The sequence below is a fragment of the Microbacterium sp. CR_7 genome, assembly GCF_041954755.1.
Classification (GTDB): domain Bacteria; phylum Actinomycetota; class Actinomycetes; order Actinomycetales; family Microbacteriaceae; genus Microbacterium.
On the sequence record NZ_JAVAYF010000002.1, the window covers coordinates 349,307 to 368,647 of the forward strand.

Consider the following 19,341-nt stretch of genomic DNA (forward strand, 5'->3'; position numbering starts at 1 on the left):
TGCCTCAGACGGGGCGTTCTGCACCCTCCGATGACGAAATGAGGGGAACGGATGATGCGCTCAGACGCGCCCGCGCGACCTCGGCGCCGACCCTGCTGGCCGCTCCGACCTCGACGACGGGCAGCGGCAAGGCCTCCTCGGGCACCAGCCCGACGTTCACGACGACCGCCTCGGGGTCGCGCCGCGCGACGCGCTCCACGAGGTCGCGCTGGGCGGGATCGGCGTCGGGTCGATCGATCAGCAGCACGGTGAGACCGTCGGCGGAGACAGCCGCGTCGAGCGCGGCATCCTGCTCCTCGACAGACGTCCGCGCCACGTCGAGACGCACCCGGTGGCCGTCACCCGCCAGTGCGGCCGCGACGTAGCCTGCGGCGCTGTCGACCGCGAGCGAGGAGCGGCGCCGGGCGTCGACGACGGACAGGGCCTGCGCCGCGCCCTCGGCGCCGGTGACAGCCCTGCCGACGATCTCGGCGGCGTCGAAGGCCGCCGAGGGCCGCGTCGCGGCATCCCTCTCCTGCAGGGTCTGTGCGAGACGAGCCACTCGACGGGCGGCCTCCTCGACGCGCTCACGAGACAGCGACCCGTCACGCAGTGCGGCGACGATGCCGTCGCGAGCCGCGTGGAAGTCGCGCTCGTCCTGGTCGGAGGCCGCAGCGTCTCCGGGGTTGGTGGGGTTGCCGATGCAGAGCAGGTCGGCGCCGGCCGCGAGGGCACGCGCCGCTCCCCCGCCGAGACCCACGGTCTCGCGGATGGCGGCCATGTCGAGGGCATCGGTGATGATGACCCCGTCGAAGCCCCAGTCGCGCAGCATCCCGAGCACGCGCGGATTGAGCGTGGCCGGTTCGTCGCCCCATGCGGGCACGACGATGTGCGCGGTCATGATGCTGTCGACACCGGCCTCGATCGCGGCGCGGAACGGTGCGAGGTGCACGCGCTCGAACTCCTCGATGTCGAGGGAGATCTCGGGCAGCGAATGGTGCGAGTCGAGGTGCGTGTCGCCGTGCCCGGGGAAGTGCTTGACGCACGCGGCCGCACCGCCGGACTGGATGCCGTCGACCTCGGCCACGACGTGGCGGGAGACGAGCGCCTCGTCGCTGCCGAACGACCGCACGCCGATCACGGGGTTGCGCGGGTCGGTGTTGACGTCGGCAACGGGTCCGAGCACGACGTTGCCGCCGATCGCGGCGACCCGCCTGGCGAGCTCCGCACCGGTCGCCCTCGTCGCCTCGATGTCGTCGACGCGGCCGAGCTGGGCGGCTCCGGGCAGGGTCGATCCCGTCGCCGACTCGAGACGCGTGACGCTGCCGCCCTCCTCGTCGATGCCGATCAGCGCGACAGGGTTCGCCGCGAGGATCGCATCGCTCAGCTCGGAGAGTCCGTCGCCCACGTTCTGACCGAAGTACACCACTCCGGCGAGGCCGTCACGGAGCTCGGCGAGCAGCCACTCCGGCGCCTCGGTTCCGAAGAATCCCGGCCAGAGCACGCCGTTCGCGAGGCGCTCGAGTTCGTCGGTCATCCCTTCACCGCTCCCGCGACCATGCCTGCCGACAGGCGCCGCTGCACGATGACGAAGAAGATCATGACCGGGACCGTGATGATGGTCGAGGCGGCCATGATGCTGCCCCAGTCGTTGGCGTACAGACCGAAGAACGACTTGAGTCCGATCGACACCGTGTACTGATCGGTCTGAGCGCCGAGGATCGTCATCGCGAAGATGAACTCGTTCCACGCCGTGATGAAGCTGAAGATGCTGGTCGCGACGAGACCCGGCATCACGAGCGGCAGCAGGATCGAGCGGAACATGCGCCACCAGCTCGCGCCGTCGATGTACGCGGCCTCCTCGAGCTCGACGGGCACCGCGGCGACGAAGCCGCGCAGCATCCAGATGCCGAACGCGAGCGAGAGCGCCACGTACACGACCATGAGGCCGAGGATGCTGTTGAGCAGGCCGAGGCTCTTGACCTGCAGGAAGAGGGGGATCACGAGCGCCTCGAGCGGCACCATCTGCACCACGAGGATCATCATGAGGATCGTCGTGCGGAACTTGAACTTGAACCGCGCGACCGCGACGGCGGCGAGCAGACACACGAGCGCGCTCACGAGCACGGTCACGAGCGCCACGATCGCCGAGTTGCGGAGGTACGTGCCGAAGCCGCCCTCGGTCAGGACGAAGGCGAAGTTGTCGAAGCTGAACTCCTGCGGCAGGAGCGACTGACCTCCCGACGACGCCTTCTTGTCGAAGGCGCTGGAGACCATCCAGTAGACAGGGAACAGCGTGAAGATCAGGACGGCGGCGACGCCGATCCCGACGCCGATGCGCGAGCGGAGCCTGGGGCGCGGGTTCACAGCTCGTCCTCCTTCATGAGGGATCGGATGTAGACGATCGTGATGCCGATCAGCACGAGCGTGAGCAGCACGGCGAGCGCCGCGCCGAAGCCGTAGCGGTTCTGCCCGAAGGACTCCACGTACGACCAGACGCCGAGGTTGAGGACCTGCCTGTTGCCTCCGCCTCCGCCGGGCATGAGGTAGACCTGCGCGAAGACCTTGAAGTCCCAGATCGTCGACAGGATGATGACGACCGAGAAGACGGGCTTGAGGGTCGGGAAGATGATCTTCCAGAAGCGCGTCCAGGCGTTCGCCCCGTCGAGGGCGGCGGCCTCGAGCATCTCTTTGGAGACGCCGAGGAGGCCTGCGAGAACGGTGATCGCGACGAACGGGAAGCCGTGGTGCACGACGTTGAGGAGCACGATGCCGTAGAAGGACCACTGGTTCGTGAACCAGTTCACCGCTCCGTCGATCAGGCCGAGGTTCTGCAGCACCGTGTTGAAGATGCCGCGGTCGGCATCGAAGATGAAGGTCCACACATACGTGCCCGTGACCGCGGGCATCGCCCACGCGACCATGATGCAGCTGGAGACGATGGTGCGCCACACCGGGCCGAGGCGCGCGAGCAGCAGGGCCACGAGCGTGCCCACGGCGACCGTGACGAACACGGCGACGGCTGCGAAGCCGACGGTGTTCGGCAGCACCACCGTCCACAGGGTCGGATTGGTGAGCGCCTCGACGTAGTTCCCGAGGCCGATCCAGTTGCTCTCCCCCGTGTTGATCTCACGCAGACCGTAGTCCTGCAGCGAGTAGATGACCACCTGGACGAGCGGCCAGAGCATGAGCACCGCGAGGATGATCAGCCCGGGAGCGAGAAGGAGCCAGGGGCGAGCCGTGATCAGCGAGAGGCCTCGCTTCTTCGGCCGGCCGCCGGCCACGGGGGCGGAGCTGGACTCCGCCTCCGTGACCGGCAGTGGCGCGTGCACCATCGACATGGGGTGATATTGCCTAACTGTCTTACTGGTTGAGCAGCTCGGTCATCTCAGCAGCGGCATCCTTCGTCGCCGTTGCGACGTCCTTCTGCCCGCTGAGGATGGCCTGGATCATGGCGTTGGTCGTCTTCTTGGCCTGGACGGCGCCGAAGTTCGGGGTGACCGGCACGGAAGCGCCGCCCTCGACCATCTGCTCCGCGAACGGAGCGACGAGCGGGTCGGTCGAGGCGAGGGCCTCTTCCATCGCCGACTGCACGCCGGGGAAGTAGCCGGTCTCGTCCGCCCACTTCTCGGCGAACTCGCCGGTGGTCATGAGCTTGACGAACTGCCACGCGAGGTCGGCGTTCTTCGTCGTGTTGAACACCGACAGGTGCGAGCCGCCGAGCACGGACGGGGCGATGCCGCCGTCCTCACCGGGGATCACGGCCGCGCCGATCTTGCCGTCGAGGTCGGGGTTGGCCTCGATGAGGGCCTTGGGCGTCCACGAGCCGGAGAGCATCATCGCGACGTTGCCCTGCGTGAAGGCGTCGCGGAGGTCGGTCTCCTTCCAGGTGGTCGCACCGGCGGAGGAGAAGCCGTGCTCGGTCGCGAGTCCGGTGTAGAACTCGATACCCGCCTGCGACTCCTCGCTGTCCAGCTCGCTGGTCCACTCGCCGCCGTCCTGCGTGGCGACCTCGCCGCCGGCGCCCCAGACCCAGGGGTAGACCTGGAACTCGGCGTCACCGGGAACCGGGAACGGCAGCATGTCGGGCTTGGCGGCCTTGATGGCCTCACCGGCGGCGACGATGTCGTCCCACGTCTTCGGAGCCTCGAGACCGAGCTCCTCGAACACGTCGGTGCGGTAGACGAGCGAACGGACGCCGGCGTACCAGGGCATGCCGTACAGCTCGTCGTCGTAGGTGCCGGCGACCGCGAGGCCCTCGACGAGGTCGTCGCGCAGGCCCTTCTCGGCGTCGACGTACTCGTCGAGCGGCTCGAGTGCGCCGGCGTCGGCGAACTCGGCGGTCCAGGTGGTGCCGGTCTCGGCGATGTCGGGGGTGGTGCCGCCGGCGATCGAGGTCACGAACCGGTCGTGGGCGTCCGCCCACTGGATCTCCTCGATCTTGACGGTCGCGCCGGTCTCGTCCTCGAAGGCCTTCGAGACCTCGTCATAGAAGGCGCTGGAGTCGGGGTTGGTGCCCTTCATGATCCAGACGGTGAGCTCCTGGCCTTCGCCGTCGACCGCTCCGCCGTTGTCGTCACCGGCTCCGCCGGCGCAGGCCGCCAGGCCCAGGGTGGCCACGGCGCCGAGCGCCACGACCGGAAGGATGCGCTTGTGCATCAGGGATCTCCTCTTTGAACGTCCTGGCGGCATCGGGTGCTGCCTACCACGTAGGAAAAAGTATTCACGACTAACTAATTCCCTGCAAGTTCCTCCCGGAAACGTCATGCACCCGTAACATCGGGCTTCGTCAGGCTCGCCGGGTAGGCTCTGCCGCATGTCAGGCGCCCTCGACGACACGAGACGATCGACCGTCGCACGCCACGCGACCCTGCCGACGCCCACGGCGCTCTCATCCTTCCTGAAGTTCCTGGGCATCTCGCTCAGCGTGCTTCTGGTATCGGCGATCGCAGTGGGCGGATTCGTCGCGGCCGACCTCCTCAACCGCACCGGCGACGGCGCTGTCGCACTCGAGGACGGCGGCGACGCCGCTCCCCCGGCGCTCGGCGCTTACCCGGACGACCAAGCGTTCAGCATCCTCGTCGTGGGGACCGACGAGTGCGGCGAGATCACCACCCAGCTCCTCGGAGAGCGGTGCGAGGAGGCAGACGACGGCATCCGCAACGACGTCAACCTGCTGGTGCACGTGTCGGCCGCGCCCCGCAACGTCACCGTGGTGTCGTTCCCCCGCGACCTGATGGTGCGCGTCCCCGAGTGCACGCGGGATGACGGGTCGACCGCCTCGTCGATGTCGAAGGCGCCGATGAACTCCCTGTTCGACCACGCAGGCGTCTCGTGCATCGCGAAGACCATCACCGACCTCAGCGGCATCCCGATCGAGTTCGCCGCGAAGATCAGCTTCGACGGCGTGATCGAGATCACCGACGCGATCGGCGGCGTCGAGGTGTGCGTCGCCGGCGAGGGGATCCGCGACCCCCAGGCCGGCATCGACCTCCCCGTAGGCACCCATACGGTCTCGGGTGCCGACGCGCTCGCTTTCATCCGCACCCGCCACGGCGTCGGCGACGAGAGCGACCTCGCCCGCATCTCCAATCAGCAGCAGTACATGTCGCGACTCGCGAAGAAGATCCTCAGCGCCGAGACGCTCACCGATCCCTCGACCGTGCTGCGGCTCGCGAACACGGTCGCCGACAACATCGTCCCGAGCCAGTCGCTGTACAACCCGCTGACGCTCAGCCAGCTCGCTCTCGCGCTCAAGGACGTGCGGTTCTCGGACTTCGTGTTCGTGCAGTACCCCAACCTCGACGACCCCGACAACCCGGGCATCAAGGTGGTGCCCGATGAGCGGGCGGCAGAGCCCCTCTGGGCGGCGCTCGCGGCGGGCGAGCCGGTCTCGCTGTCGGGCGACGTGGCGACGAACTCAGGGGTGGAACTGACCGAGCCCGCTCCCACCGAGGAAGCTCCGGCCACACCCGCGCCGACGGAGGCTCCGCGTGCGACACTGCCTCCCGAGATCTCCGGGCAGAGCGTCGACCAGGAGACGTGCTCGGTGGGCAAGCAGTCCCGCTGATCGACTCGAGTGAACGCGTAGTCTCGGAGCATGGGCAGGACGAGAGCGCGCGACACCGAGCATCCGCAGGTCCGGCTCGACCACGGCGGCATCGCCCGCATCGTCCCCTCCGACTTCACGAGCGGCTTCGAGCTCATCGTCGACGACACCCCGCAGTCGCACGTCGACCTCGACGACCCCACCCACCTGCACTTCGAGTACATCGTGCGGATGGGCGCGGTGATCGATCAACTGCCCGAAGGACCGCTCACCGCGGTGCACCTCGGCGCCGGCGCGCTCACCATCCCCCGCTACGTGGCGGCGACGCGGCCCGGCTCGCGACAGCAGGTCATCGAGCTGGAGGCGCCGCTCGCCGCTCTCGTGAAGGAGCATCTTCCCCTCCCCCGCGATGCGGCGATCCGGGTGCGCATCGGCGATGCCAGGGAAGGTGTCGGCCGCCTGCCCGCCGCGCTGCAGGGATCGTGCGACCTCGTCGTCTCCGACGTGTACTCCGGCGCGCAGACCCCCGCCCACCTCACCAGCGTCGAGTTCTACCGCGAGCTGCGCACCCTGCTCGCCCCGACGGGGGTGCTGCTCGTGAACGTCGCCGACGGCCCGGGTCTCGCGTTCGCGCGCCGTCAGGTCGCCACGATCGCCGAGGTGCTGCCCGAGATCGGCATCCTCGCCGACACCCAGGTGCTGAAGGGCCGCCGTTTCGGCAATCTCGTCATCGCGGCATCCGCCTCTCCCCTGCCGACGGAATGGCTCCCGCGGATGCTGGCCGCCGGCCCCCACCCGGCGAAGATCGCACAGGGTGCGGAGGTGGCGTCGTTCATCCAGGGCGCGCGCGTCGTGACGGACGCGGATGCCGTGGCCTCGCCGCGTCCGGACGCCTCGCTCTTCCTGCGCTGAGCATCGACCGCTCGATCGGATGCGGCGACTCGGGGCGCGCCGCCCCGGCTGCGACGCCGACGGAGGGCACACTGGTCGGGGGATGCTGCGAGAGGAGAGCAATGAGTTTCATCCGTGGATACGACCACGAGAGTCTTCGCGAACTGGTCGATCTCGATGAATGCGCGGCACGCCTGGAGGAGATCTCGGATCAGCGCAGCCTTCCCGCCCTGCTGGAGCGAGTGTGGCTGCTGAAGGTGCTGAATCGCCTCGACGACGCTCTCGCGGTCGCCGACGAGACCGTGCGTCAGGCACGCATGGCCGGCACTCGCAAGGACGTGCTGCGCGCCCGCGTGCTGCACGCGACCGTGCTGCAGCACCGCCGAGCGCACGCCGCCGCCGAGCAGGAGCTGGCGACCTGCGCGACCGAGGCGGAGGGGCAGCGGTGGCTGTCGATCGCGGCGTTCGCGTACCACCACCACGGGCGCAACGCCTACGAGGCCGGCGACTACGAGACGGCGCGCGAGAGCTTCAAGCAGTCGCTCTTCCTGCGTCGCGAGGCCGGAGCCGATGACCGCGAGCTCGAGACCGTGCTGCTCGCGATCGAGGCGGCCGAGCGCCGTCGCTCGTCGGAGCTGCTCGCGGGCTGACCCCGGTCGGCCTTCGGTGGAAGGATGCCGTGCGGCGGCGTCCGCGTGCGGATGCCCCCGAGATGTCGGCGGCATGGCTTAGCCTGAGCGCATGGCGGAACTTGACCGGGTGCGCGTCTGGGGCGAAGCACTCATCTCGATGCATCTCGACGACAGCTGGTCGTTCGGGTTCGACCATGCGAAGCGTCGCGCGGGCCAGTGCGACTACTCGAAGAAGCGCATCACGGTGTCGCGGTACCTGGCTGCCCGGTTCGACGACGACGAGATCCACCAGGTGCTGCTGCACGAGGTCGCCCATGCTCTCGCGGGTCACGCCGCCGCGCACGGCCCGGTGTGGAAGCGCGTGGCGCGCGATCTCGGTTACGTCGGCGGCACCACGCACCACGGCGAGACCGCCGTCGAACTCGCGCCCTGGGTGGGGCGGTGTCCCGCCGGACACGTGACCTACCGCCACCGGCGGCCATCGCGCGCGACGTCGTGCGCCCGCTGCTCGCGCACGTTCGACGCGCGTCACCTCTTCTCATGGACGCGCCGTGAGATCACGGCCGACACACGGCTCGCGGCGCAGATGTCGCGCTGACCGCGCGCGGGTCGCCGTGCTCAGTCGCGACGAGGATCGCGATCGTGCTCCACGGTTCCCTCGTCCGGCGCCGCAGGCTCGGATGCACCGGTGTCGTCGAGCGCCGCGGCACCCGCGTGCCCGCTCACGCCGTCGAGCGCTCCACCGTCACCGGCAGGAGCCGAAGCCGCCCGCGCACTTGAGCGACGGCGGAGGAGTGCTGCGACGGCACGCCACCCGACCAGCAGCACCCCGAGGACCAGTGTCGCGACGATGATGAACGCGACCTGCGCCGTGTCGCCCGAGACGACGCGCAGGAGCATTCCGCCCACGACGGTCACGACCCACACCACAGCGCCCCACGCCAACGACCATGGCCGCCGAGGGCGACCGGGCAGCAGCGCAGCCACGAGGTGCCCGAGCAGCAGCGCCACGAGGAACGGCCAGGCCGTGACGAGGAAGCCCGCGGCGTCCTCCTGATGAGACGCTCGCCCGATCACGGCGAAGACGAGCACGAACACGGCGTCGAGGATGAAGGCGGGGACGAACCTCATGCCCCGACCCTACGACCAGGTCGGCCGATCGGTCGCCAGACTCACGCGAAGGCGACGAACACCCCGTCGCGCAGCACCGGAACCGCGTCGATCGCGTCGAGTTCGGCGGCGTCCGCGGCAGTGGTCGGTGTCAGGCCCGCCGCCGTCATGCGGTCGGTGGCGGGCACGCCGGCGGCGATTTCGCGCGCCGACCCGCTCGCGCTGAGCATGTGACGCAGCGCGCGGCGGAGAGCGCGGAACCCCTCGGCCGCGACCGCGGCATCCGGAGCGGTGTGGTCGATGCCCACATCGGTGAGGGCGGCGATGACCGCACCTGCGCCGAGGTGGTCCTCCACGGCGAAGCGGAGTCCCCCCGTGCTGTCGAGCTCGCCCGCCGCGATCACGGCGACCGACGTGCGGGCCTGGCGCCGCTCCTGCTCGACGGCGATCGCCCGCGCGACGGCACCCGCGTTGCGCACGCTGCCGAGGAGGACCGTCGCCCCCTCCGCCACAGCGGCCACAGCAGCGCCGTTGCGCGACCACTCCCCCGCGTCGGCGAGCGACACGGTCGCGCCGGAGGCGACGGCATCCGCCACCGTCGACGAGAAGCGCAGCACGTCGACCACCACGACGACGTCGGCCGGGGCCAACCGTCCGAGACCCTCGACGCCCCAGTCGAGGCGCACCTGATACGTGGACTGGTCGAAGGGAGTCGGCATCCGTCCAGCCTAGAGCGCGAGGTCACCCCCGCCCTCCGTGAGAGGGCGAGGGTGACGGAAGATGACGCTCAGTCGGCGGCGAGCGCCTCGACCGGGGCGACCCGGGTCGCGAGCCTCGTCGGTGCGGCAGCCGCGACGAGGGTCAGCACCGCCGTGGCGACGACGATGATGACGACCGGGAGCCACGGCACGTGCGGCGCGACCAGCCCTGCGGGGGCGAAGTCGGGGTAGGTCGGCACCGAGCCCAGCAGCGACTGGGCGGCGATCCAGCCGTAGACCACGCCGAGCACCAGGCCGGTGAGGGTCGCCGCGACCGTGATGTGCGTCGCCTCGAGCAGCACCATACGGCGCACCTGGCGGTTCGAGAGTCCGATCGACCGCAGCAGTCCCAGCTCGCGGCGGCGCTGTACGACACCGATCGTCAGCAGGTTCACGAGACCGACCGCAGCGATCACCGCCGACACCGCGACGAGCACCATCATGACGCCGGCGAACGCGTCATAGGGCGCGAAGAACTCGGGCGGCACCTCTCCGCCCGACTGGCCGATCATCATCTGCTTGACCGACTCCAGGGCGACGGCGAACAGCGTGACGAGCGTGACACCCATGACCACGCCGATCGTCATTCGTGACGACCGCTCGGGGTAGCGCAGCGCATTCTCGGCGGCGAGCCGCGCGGTGGCGCTCGAGCCGAACATCCGACCGACCAGTCGCAGCACGGGCGGCATGAACAGCACGGAGCCGGTCGCGAGCCCCGTGAACGACAGGACTCCGCCGAAGAACGCCACGACGACGCCCACCGGGTGCAGCAGACCGAGGCCGACGCCTGCGGCGAGCAGAACGGCCCCCGTGACGAGCAGGATCCAGGCGCCGATGTGGCGGCTGGGGCGCGAGACCTCGTCATGTGTGCGCTCGACGGATCCGCCGATCGCCTGCAGCGGAGTGACGGTCAGCACGCGGCGCGATCCGGCCCAGGCCGCGAGCCAGGTCGTGAGCGCGACGCCGATGACCGGAAGCGCGACGAAGGGCTGCACGAGGGTGAAGGTCTCGGGCGAGGCGCCGATCAGCTGTGATCCGATCTGCACGCCCACGGCAGCGAGCGCGATGCCTGCCACGAGTCCGAGCAGCGCGCCGATCACGCCGACGATGAGCCCCTGTCTTCCCACCTCCGCGCGCTGCGAGCGCGCCGAGGCGCCGATCAGGCGCATGAGGGCGATCTGCCGCGTACGCCCCGCGATGATCGTCGAGAACGTGTTGGCGGTGACGATGGCCGCGACGTACATCGCCACCCCCGTCAGCAGGACGGAGAGGATGCCGACGACGAGGGCGAGACTCTCGCTGTCGCCGATGAACGGGTCCGCCTGCAGTACCGCGCCGAGATACGCGGTCGTCTCGACGAGCACGACGCCGAAACCTGCCGACAGCGCGGCGACGAGGACGCTCGCACCCATGCCGCGATCGCGGAGCCAGGCGAGGCGCGGTGCGGTGGCAGCCGTCTCGGGGACGATGGTGTGCGTGAGCGGCTCGGCCACGGCGGTCATGCCGTCACCTCGGCGGCGAGCATGTAGGCCGAGATCTCCTCGGCGCTCTGCCGGGGGTGGTCGGCGACGATGCGGCCGTCCCCGAGGAACAGCACGCGATCGGCGTAGCTCGCCGCGATCGCGTCGTGGGTGACCATCGCGATGGACTGACCGTGCTCGCGGCTGGCGGCGGCGAGCAGCTGCAGCACCTCGCGCCCCGTCTGCGAGTCGAGGTTCCCGGTGGGTTCGTCGGCGAACACGAGGTCGGGCGCGGTGGCGAGGGCCCGGGCGATGGCCACGCGCTGCTGCTGCCCGCCCGACAGCTGATGCGGTCGGTGGTTCAGCCGGGGTCCGAGTCCGAGCGTCTCGACGAGGCCGTCGATGCGCGCCTTCTCGATCGCGCTCGGGCGGCGGCCGTCGAGCTCGAACGGCAGCAGGACGTTCCCCATCGCCGTGAGAGTCGGGACGAGGTTGAACGCCTGGAAGATGAAGCCGACGCGACGGCGGCGCAGGACGGTGAGGTCGACGTCTCCGAGGCCCGTGATGTCGGTGTCGCCGATCCAGACGCGTCCGTCGGTCGGGGTGTCGAGCCCGGCCATGATGTGCATGAGCGTCGACTTGCCGGATCCGGACGGACCCATGATCGCGGTGAACTGACCGCGGCGGATTCCGACGCTGACGTCGTCGAGGGCGTGGACCGTGCCCTCTCCCGAGCCGTACGTCTTCGTGAGGTGCTGGACGCGGGCGGCGAGGCCCAGGTCGGTGGTCGTGATCTCCATGCCATCGACGCTATTTCCGGCGCCGTTCTCGGCGCGTCGCCCTGACGGCGCATCCTCGTACATCGCGAGGATGATCCGCCCGCTCGCCGACCCACCCCCTTCTGTGCGAGCCACCCCCTTCCGGGCACGCCCGAAGGGGGTGGCTCGCGCGAAAAGGGGTGGCTCGCGCTGAGTGGAGAGTGAGAGGGTCAGGCCAGGCCGTGCTCGAACGCGAACACGACGAGCTGCACCCGGTCGCGAAGCGCGAGCTTGGTGAGGATGCGGCTGATGTGCGTCTTCACCGTCGCCTCACTGAGGTACTCACGTGCCGCGATCTCGGAGTTCGACAGGCCGCGTGCGGCGAGGGCGAAGATCTCCTGCTCCCGGTCGGTCAGCGCGGCGAACTGCGGCGGGACCGGCTTGGGCGCTTCGGCGAAGTGCTGGAACAGCTCGCGAGTCGCGGATGCCGCGATCACGCTCGACCCGGAGTGCACGGTGCGGATCGCGGCGAGCAGGAACTCGGGGTCGGCGTCCTTCAGCAGGAAGCCACTCGCCCCCTGCCGGATGGCGCGCGCCGCGGCTTCGTCGAGGTCGAACGTCGTGAGCATGACGATGCGCGGCGGATCGGGCTGGTTGAGGATCTCTGCGGTCGCGGCGAGGCCGTCCATGACCGGCATCCTGATGTCCATCAACACGACGTCCGGACGCACCGAGCGGACGAGCTCGACGGCCTCCTGCCCGTTGCCCGCCTCCCCGACCACGTCGAGGTCGGGCTGCGAGGCGATGAGCATCCGGATGCCGGCGCGGAACAGCGCCTGGTCATCGACGAGTACGACCCTGATCATGCAACTTCTCCGATCGGGAGCGTCGCGCGCACGACGAACTGCGCGCCCTCCCGCTCCGCCTGAAGGCTACCGCCCACGAGCTGTGCCCGCTCGCGCATGCCGATGACGCCGTGTCCGCCGCTCGACTGCGACGACGCGGACCCGACCGCGTTGCGGACCTGGATCTCGACCCGGTCGGGCAGCCAGGCGAGGTGCACGTCGACGGCGCCGTCGCCGTGGCGGATGCTGTTCGTCAGCGCCTCCTGCAGGATGCGGTAGACAGCGAGCTGGATGGCCCCCGGCGGCTCTCCCGGCGGCGTCGGGTCGACCGTGATGCGGGGCTCGATGCCTGCCTGGCGCACCTGCGCGAACAGGGTCTCGAGGTCGGCGAGCGTGGGCTGCGGACCGTCGCCCTGCCGATGGCGCAGCTGCGTGAGCAGCAGACGCACGTCGCTGAGCGCTCCGCGCGCGGTCTGCGCGATGGTGCCGAGCGCCTCCGTCGCCATCTCCGGCTTCACCGCCGCGGCGTAGCGCGCTCCGTCGGCCTGGGCGATGACGACGGCGAGCGAGTGCGCGACGATGTCGTGCATGTCGCGCGCGATGCGCACGCGCTCCTGCTCCTCGGCGGCGAGGGATTCGGCCTGCAGCTGGGCCGTGCGGGTGCGGCGAGCGCGCAGCACCACGCGCCACAGCAGACCGCAGACCCAGGCGAACCCGAGAGCGAGGATCGAGAGAGCCAGCAGCAGCGTGCCCGCCGTCAGCTGGTCCCATCCGCTGCCTGTGCCGAACGATGCCCCGCTCACGAAGACCAGGAAGACTGCCGCGACGAGACCGCCGAACAGCGCGGAGCCGAAACCCCACCACAGGACGGTGCGGGAACCCCACGCCGAGGTCGCGTACAGCACGAGAAGGATCGCCAGATCGATCGGAAGGGGACCGAAACCCGCGAGCATCTGGAGCACGGCGCCCACCCAGGCCGCGATCAACGCGAGCGCGGGAGAGAGTCGGCCGATCGCCACGCCGCCGAACATGAGCAGACCCGCACCGATCACGGCGGCGGCCGCGGCTCCCTGCACGGCGAGGCTGCCGGTCGACGGTCCGTAGAAGGCCAGCGACAGCGGCGTGAGCAGAAGGAAGAGCACCGCCGCGCCCACGATGTCGAGGGTGAGCGCGGTGCGCGAGAGCGGGCGGATCACTCCCCTACGCTACGCGGCACGGCGCGCTCCCGGCATCCGCCTGCAGATGTATCCGCGGGCGCGCCGCCGCTCCGCCGTCTCAGGCGCGCGCGATGATCTCTCCGTGCGGAACGAGGTACCACCCGTCGCCGTCCGCGGCCCAGCGCCTCCACGCCTCGCTGATGTCGTCGAGGTCTTCCGCGGTGGCCATGCCCGAGTCGACGAGCTGCCGCGCGAGGGCGGACTCGCGGATGCGGTCGGCCCACATCCCACCCCACCACGCTCGCTGCTCCGGAGTCGCGTAGCACCAGGTGGATGCCGTCGCCTCGACCTCCTCGAAGCCCGCCGCGCGCGCCCAGGAGAGCAGCCGGCGACCGGCATCCGGCTCCCCGCCGTTCGCCCGCGCTGCGCGGCGATACAGGTCGAGCCACCGGTCGAGCTCCGGGATGGCCGGAAACCACAGGAAGCCCGCGTAGTCGGCATCGCGTACCGCCACGACGCCACCGGGCGCGGTCACGCGGCGCATCTCGCGCAGCGCCTGCACGGGATCGGCGACGTGCTGCAGCACCTGGTGCGCGTGCACGACGTCGAAGCTGTCATCGGCGAAGCTCAGGCCGTGCACGTCCTCGACGGAGAAGTCGAGGTTCGTCAGGCCCCGTTCGGTGGCCAGGTCCCGCGAGAGCGACAGCGCGGCCTCGTCGATCTCGGTCGCGGTCACGTGCGCGACCACCGACGCGAAGTCGACCGTGATGCTCCCAGGCCCCGCGCCCACGTCGAGCAGCCGGGTGCCGTCGTGCAGATGCGGTCGAAGGTACGCCGCCGAGTTCGCGATGTCACGGACGTTGTGCGAGCGGAGGACGGACTCGTGATGCCCGTGGGTGTAGGTGGCCATGCCTCAGTCTGTCAGGACGCCGGGTCGCCGACCGACGAGATGCCACCCCCGAGAGCGCGCCGCACCGCATCGACGGCAGCCCGCGTCCGTCAGTGCAGCTCGGCGACCACCCGGCGGATCGCTTCGCGATCGGGCTTGCCCGAGGCGAGCAGCTGCAACTCGTCGACGAGGATCAGCCGCGCAGGACGCGCATGCTTGCCGAGCTGCTCCGCGACGGCATCCCTGGCGTGCGCGAGCTGCTCGGCCTCACTGCGGCGCAGGGCCTCGCCTCGTGCCGCGACGATGACCGAGGCCTCTCCCCACCGCTCGTCATCGACTCCGACGACGACCGCACCGCTCAGCCCAGGCACACTGCGGACGATCCGCTCGACGCGATCGAGGGAGACGTTGATCCCGCCCGACACGATCACGTTGTCTGCGCGGCCGTGCACCCGCACCACCCCGTCCTCCACGAGGCCGAGGTCGCCGGTGCGATACCAGCGGATGCCGTGCTCGTCGCGCACGAAGTTCCTGGCCGTCAGCGCGCCGTCGCCGATGTATCCGTCGGCGAGCATGGGACCGGCGATGCGCAGCTCGCCGTCGACCGCGCGCACGAGGGCGCCGTCGAGCGGGACGCCGTCGTAGACGCATCCGCCGCTCGTCTCGGTCGATCCGTATGTGCGCACGAGCCGGACGCCGAGGTCGGCCGCCCGATCGCGTAACGGTTCCGGAAGCGCCTGGCCTCCCACGAGGATCGCGCGATAGGCGCGGAGCGCCGCGAGCACGGGGACGTCGGCCGCCGCATCGAGCAGGGTGGAGAGCTGCGCCGGCACGAGAGACGTGAAGAGCTCGGGGATGCCGTCGCCCGGCGTGGGCCGCAGCAGAGACATCGTCGCCTCGGCGAAGGCCTCGGGCGAGAAACGTCCGTCGAGCGCGACCGGCTCCGTCCCAGCGAGGATGGACCGGACCACGACCTGCAGGCCGGCGACGTAGCCGCCCGGAAGCGCAAGCAGCCAGCGCCCGGACCCGATGCGCTGCGCCGTGGCCTCGGCGCTCGCCCGCAGCGCCTCCCCGCTCAGGGCGACCCGCTTCGGGATGCCGCTCGACCCCGACGTCGCGATGACGACGGCGGTGCCCGCCGGCACCCAGTCCGGTGCGTCGGCGAGCATGCCGAAGCCGAGAGCCGGTCCGCCGTCGAGCGCACGGGCCAGGGCGTCCCGCAGCTGCGCCGGATCGTCGGCATCCATCGGGATCAGCGCGACCATGACCGTGCCCTCAGCGCCTCAGTAGTGCCAGGGGAACGACGACCAGTCGGCATCGCGCTTCTCGAGGAACGAGTCCCGGCCCTCGACGGCCTCATCGGTGCCGTAGGCGAGACGCGTGGCCTCACCGGCGAAGACCTGCTGCCCGACGAGCCCGTCGTCGACCGCGTTGAACGCGAACTTGAGCATCCGGATCGCGGTGGGCGACTTCGTCAGCACGGTGCGGGCCATCGCCAGCGCCTCGCGCTCGAGGTCGTCGTGCGGCACGACGCGGTTCACGGCTCCCGCCTCGTACGCCCGCTGCGCCGAGTACTCCTCGGCGAGGAAGAACACCTCCCGCGCGAACTTCTGCCCGGTCTGCCTGGCCATGTAGGCGGAGCCGTACCCGGCGTCGAAGCTGCCGACGTCGGCATCCGTCTGCTTGAAGCGCGCCTGCTCGGCGGAGGCGATCGTGAGGTCGCAGACGACGTGGAGGGAGTGGCCTCCGCCGGCCGCCCACCCGGGGACGACGGCGATGACGACCTTCGGCATGAAGCGGATCAGCCGCTGCACCTCGAGGATGTGCAGGCGTCCGGCGCGCGCGGGGTCGGCCACCTCGGTCGCGGAATCGGAGTACTTGTAGCCGTCCCGTCCGCGGATGCGCTGGTCGCCGCCGGAGCAGAACGCCCAGCCGCCGTCCTTCGGGCTCGGACCGTTGCCGGTGAGCAGCACGGCGCCGATCCGCGGATCCTGACGGGCGATGTCGAGGGCGCGATACAGCTCGTCGACCGTGTGCGGACGGAACGCGTTGCGCACCTCGGGGCGGTTGAAGGCGATGCGGGCGACGCCGCCGTCGTGCGTGACGTGGGCGGTGATGTCGGTGTAGTCCTCGGCGCCGGGCGCGAGCACCCATTCGTCGGGGTCGAACAGGTCGGAGACGAATGCGCTGGTCACGGCATCCAGCCTATTCCCGCACGTTCCGTCGACGAGGTGTTCCGGTCGCAGTTCGTGCCGCGCCTCCCCTCGAAGGACGACACGAAGTGCGACCGGGACACGGGCCCGCCGCTCACGAGCGGCGAGCGCGCAGCGCCTTGATCCAGCCGTCGACGATGTCCCAGAGGCCGCTGCCGACGATCACCACGCCGAGGATGACCGAGAGGATGCGGAGTACTCCGCCCTGCTCCGCCGCCCCCGCGTCGGCCTGCGCCATCTCCGCCGCGTGCTCCACGGCGAGATACTGCAGGAACCCCGGATTGACCAGGTCTCCCGAGAGCAGCAGATACATCGCCGGGACGACGAAGGCCACCGCGAGGATCGTGTTGACGATCGCGGCGCCGACCGTCCACCGACGCTGCCGCCGGATGACGATGGCCAGGGCCGCCTCGGCGAGCATGAGGACCAGAAGCACCGTCATGCCGACCGGCCACAGAGAGGGGTTGAGGATCGGCACCGGCACTCCGTCGTCGCGGACGAATCCGCGCAGCGCATCCCACAGGATCGCCCCGGCCGCGAGCGCCAGGAAGACGAGCGAGCCGATGACCTCGCTGCGCCCCGCGCCCTCGTCTGTGGGCTCCGGCAGCTGGTCGACGGTCCACGTCGCTCCGGCGTCGGTCGCCGTGCGCTCCAGCACCGCGAAGACGAGCGTGGTCCAGAAGCCGACGTGCACGATCGACATGATGATCGCGACCACCACGGCGCCGATCGTCTCCCCGATGGTCGCGAACTCGAGGATCTTCGCGAGCGCGACGCCGATGGCCGCGAACGTCGGCACGATCCAGAGCTGGATCTTCAGCAGTCGCCACCACGTCAGGTAGTACTTGGGTCCGATGAGGTGGAGCGGACGATCGGCGTACCCGGCCGCGAGGATGCCCGGGTCACCGAGATCGGTGAGCACAGCGCGCTCTGCGGCGCGAAGATCCTCGCCCTGCTCACGTCGGGCTTCGACGGCATCGGCGATGGATGCTTCGAGCTCGGCCCGCACATCGTCCTGCGCCTCGGGGCGCAGGCTGCGGACGGTCGCGCTGATGTAGCGCTCGGTGAGGGTGGCGGTGCTGGTGCTGGGCATGTCAGTTCTCCTCTGCGGTGAGAGAGGCGATGGCCGCGGTGAGTGCGCGCCATTCGTCGGTGAGTGTGTCGGCGAGCCGGGTTCCGGCTTCGGAGGTGCGGTAGAACTTGCGCGGCCGAGCCTCGTCGGTGTTCCACTCGCTCGTGAGGTACCCCTGCTTCTCGAGACGGCGCAGCAGCGGGTAGAGCGTGTTCGCATCGGTGGCGAACCCGCGGGCGTCGAGCTGCTCGAGCAGGCCGTAGCCGTATCCCGCTGTACGAAGCAGCTGCAGGCAGGCCAGCACCACCGTGCCGCGCCGCAGCTCCTGCAGGTGGGTGTCGAGCGTCTCGTTCATGCGGATGACATTAGTGTGTGTTACACATCATTGTCAATGACACATAGATGGGTGGCGCGCGCTCCCGATTCGGCGACTCGATAGCGTGGAGCCATGCCCTTCACCCTGCGCCGCGTGAATCCGCTCGACACCACGGCAGTGGACGCATGGTGGGGTGCTTATGCCGCTGCGGAACGTGCCGACCGCGGTGCCGACGCAGTCGTCTGGACTCTCGAGGAGTCACGCGCCGAGCTCCAGCAGAAGTCCGCCACGGTCGACCGACGCGCGTACCTCGTCTGCGACGGCGAGTCGCTCGTCGGGTCCGCCAGCCTCGCGCTCCCCCTCAAGGACAACACGCACCTGGCACGCCTCCAGGTCAGCGTTCCCCTCGCGCATCGCCGTCGGGGAGTCGGATCCCGCGCACTCGGATTGCTCGAAGACGAAGCCGTCGCAGCCGGACGGACCACCGCCCATGCCGCTGCGGCGTGGCCTCACTCCCTCGGCATCGACGGCGCGGGATCACCGGGCCGCGAGTTCGCTCGCCGCCACGGCTACACGCTCGCGCTCGGCGACGTCATGAGCCGCCTCGATCTGCCCACCGACCGCTCCGCGCTTCGCCCCCTGGAGGATGCCGTCGCGGCAGCCACCCCGGCCTACGGGATTCGGAGTTGGACGGGGCGCGTCCCCGAGGACCTCATCGACCGCTGGGCGATCCTCGACGCATCCCTCGACACCGAGGCGCCCGTCGGCGACAAGCACATCGAGGAACAGGCGCCGGACTCCGCGAGCATCCGTGAGAGCGATGACCTGATCGAGCGTCAACGGCGTCTCTCGTTCGGCACGATCGCGCTCGCGCCCGATGGTTCCGCCGCCGCGTACTCCCAGCTCGTGGTCTCGACCGATGACGGAAACGCCTACCAGTGGGGCACGCTCGTGCGGACTCCGCACCGGGGCCGCCGACTGGGCCTCGCCGTGAAGCTCGCGAACCTGCGGATGCTGGAGACCCAGGCGCCCGAGGTGACGGCGGTCTACACCTTCAACGCGGAGTCGAACACGCACATGCTCGCGGTCAACACCGCGCTCGGGTTCCATCCCGCAGAGCGCCTCGGCGAACTGCAGAAGGTGCTGGGCTGAGCGCCCGACCCACGAAAGCCGATACCTCGCATGAGCGCTGCCGCAGAGCAGAATGGGCAC

General features: G+C 70.2%; 20 protein-coding genes. 5 read left to right on the top strand and 15 right to left on the bottom strand.

The window, feature by feature from the left end; translation table 11 throughout:
- Positions 1-4 precede the first annotated feature (4 nt).
- From RAC81_RS04875 to RAC81_RS04890, 4 genes are read right to left on the bottom strand one after another with little or no spacing between them, the layout of a single operon-like run.
- Positions 5-1,516, bottom strand: a complete 1,512-nt coding sequence (locus RAC81_RS04875; protein ID WP_375081271.1) for a glycoside hydrolase family 3 protein — start codon at positions 1,514-1,516, stop codon at positions 5-7.
- Positions 1,513-2,346, bottom strand: a complete 834-nt coding sequence (locus RAC81_RS04880) for a carbohydrate ABC transporter permease (RefSeq protein WP_251589089.1) — start codon at positions 2,344-2,346, stop codon at positions 1,513-1,515. Before RAC81_RS04880 ends, RAC81_RS04875 begins: the two co-directional genes overlap by 4 nt.
- Positions 2,343-3,320: a carbohydrate ABC transporter permease gene (locus tag RAC81_RS04885; RefSeq protein ID WP_375081272.1), complete on the bottom strand. Its 978-nt coding sequence runs from the start codon at positions 3,318-3,320 to the stop codon at positions 2,343-2,345. The genes RAC81_RS04880 and RAC81_RS04885 overlap by 4 nt, the downstream gene beginning before the upstream one ends.
- Before the next feature lie 22 nt (positions 3,321-3,342).
- Positions 3,343-4,638 carry a sugar ABC transporter substrate-binding protein gene (locus RAC81_RS04890; protein ID WP_375081273.1) on the bottom strand — a complete coding sequence of 432 codons (1,296 nt, stop codon included), beginning with the start codon at positions 4,636-4,638 and terminating at the stop codon, positions 3,343-3,345.
- Positions 4,639-4,795: 157 nt separating this feature from the next.
- Between RAC81_RS04890 and RAC81_RS04895 the strand changes: the two genes are divergently transcribed.
- The 4 genes from RAC81_RS04895 (at position 4,796) to RAC81_RS04910 (ending at position 8,149) form a co-directional block, all read left to right on the top strand.
- Positions 4,796-6,049, top strand: a complete 1,254-nt coding sequence (locus tag RAC81_RS04895) for an LCP family protein (protein ID WP_375081274.1) — start codon at positions 4,796-4,798, stop codon at positions 6,047-6,049.
- Between the two features lie 30 nt (positions 6,050-6,079).
- Positions 6,080-6,940 (top strand): spermidine synthase, encoded by an 861-nt coding sequence (locus RAC81_RS04900; protein WP_375081275.1) that lies wholly within the window; start codon positions 6,080-6,082, stop codon positions 6,938-6,940.
- Between the two features lie 101 nt (positions 6,941-7,041).
- Positions 7,042-7,569 (top strand): hypothetical protein, encoded by a 528-nt coding sequence (locus tag RAC81_RS04905; protein WP_375081276.1) that lies wholly within the window; start codon positions 7,042-7,044, stop codon positions 7,567-7,569.
- A gap of 91 nt (positions 7,570-7,660) precedes the next feature.
- Complete coding sequence (locus RAC81_RS04910; protein ID WP_096713416.1) at positions 7,661-8,149, top strand: SprT-like domain-containing protein; 489 nt, start codon at positions 7,661-7,663, stop codon at positions 8,147-8,149.
- Between the two features lie 20 nt (positions 8,150-8,169).
- On the opposite strand, the gene RAC81_RS04915 is transcribed toward RAC81_RS04910, so the two are convergent.
- The 11 genes from RAC81_RS04915 to RAC81_RS04965 all read right to left on the bottom strand — a co-directional run bounded on the left by RAC81_RS04915 (position 8,170) and on the right by RAC81_RS04965 (position 18,168).
- A complete protein-coding gene (locus RAC81_RS04915; RefSeq protein ID WP_375081277.1) occupies positions 8,170-8,682 on the bottom strand; it encodes a DUF3054 domain-containing protein in 513 nt (170 codons plus the stop codon).
- Between the two features lie 41 nt (positions 8,683-8,723).
- Entirely contained in the window at positions 8,724-9,380 is a 657-nt protein-coding gene (locus tag RAC81_RS04920; protein ID WP_375081278.1) for a 2-phosphosulfolactate phosphatase, read from the bottom strand.
- A gap of 68 nt (positions 9,381-9,448) precedes the next feature.
- The gene (locus RAC81_RS04925; RefSeq protein ID WP_375081279.1) at positions 9,449-10,921 is read right to left on the bottom strand and encodes an FtsX-like permease family protein; all 1,473 of its coding nucleotides are present in this window, start codon (positions 10,919-10,921) and stop codon (positions 9,449-9,451) included.
- Complete coding sequence (locus RAC81_RS04930; protein ID WP_375081280.1) at positions 10,918-11,679, bottom strand: ABC transporter ATP-binding protein; 762 nt, start codon at positions 11,677-11,679, stop codon at positions 10,918-10,920. The genes RAC81_RS04925 and RAC81_RS04930 overlap by 4 nt, the downstream gene beginning before the upstream one ends.
- Before the next feature lie 188 nt (positions 11,680-11,867).
- Entirely contained in the window at positions 11,868-12,503 is a 636-nt protein-coding gene (locus tag RAC81_RS04935) for a response regulator (RefSeq protein ID WP_375081281.1), read from the bottom strand.
- On the bottom strand, positions 12,500-13,678 hold the full coding sequence (locus RAC81_RS04940; RefSeq protein ID WP_375081282.1) for a sensor histidine kinase: 1,179 nt from the start codon (positions 13,676-13,678) through the stop codon (positions 12,500-12,502). The genes RAC81_RS04935 and RAC81_RS04940 overlap by 4 nt, the downstream gene beginning before the upstream one ends.
- Positions 13,679-13,757: 79 nt before the next feature.
- Entirely contained in the window at positions 13,758-14,549 is a 792-nt protein-coding gene (locus tag RAC81_RS04945; RefSeq protein ID WP_375081283.1) for a class I SAM-dependent methyltransferase, read from the bottom strand.
- An 89-nt stretch (positions 14,550-14,638) separates the two neighbouring features.
- Positions 14,639-15,793, bottom strand: a complete 1,155-nt coding sequence (locus tag RAC81_RS04950) for an AMP-binding protein (protein ID WP_375081284.1) — start codon at positions 15,791-15,793, stop codon at positions 14,639-14,641.
- Positions 15,794-15,811: 18 nt separating this feature from the next.
- Positions 15,812-16,723: a 1,4-dihydroxy-2-naphthoyl-CoA synthase gene (locus RAC81_RS04955; protein ID WP_375081285.1), complete on the bottom strand. Its 912-nt coding sequence runs from the start codon at positions 16,721-16,723 to the stop codon at positions 15,812-15,814.
- 112 nt (positions 16,724-16,835) lie between these two features.
- Positions 16,836-17,834, bottom strand: a complete 999-nt coding sequence (locus tag RAC81_RS04960) for a permease prefix domain 1-containing protein (RefSeq protein ID WP_375081286.1) — start codon at positions 17,832-17,834, stop codon at positions 16,836-16,838.
- Position 17,835: 1 nt separating this feature from the next.
- Complete coding sequence (locus tag RAC81_RS04965) at positions 17,836-18,168, bottom strand: PadR family transcriptional regulator (protein WP_375081287.1); 333 nt, start codon at positions 18,166-18,168, stop codon at positions 17,836-17,838.
- A 93-nt stretch (positions 18,169-18,261) separates the two neighbouring features.
- Between RAC81_RS04965 and RAC81_RS04970 the strand changes: the two genes are divergently transcribed.
- A complete protein-coding gene (locus RAC81_RS04970; protein ID WP_375081288.1) occupies positions 18,262-19,281 on the top strand; it encodes a GNAT family N-acetyltransferase in 1,020 nt (339 codons plus the stop codon).
- The last annotated feature ends 60 nt before the right edge of the window (positions 19,282-19,341 follow it).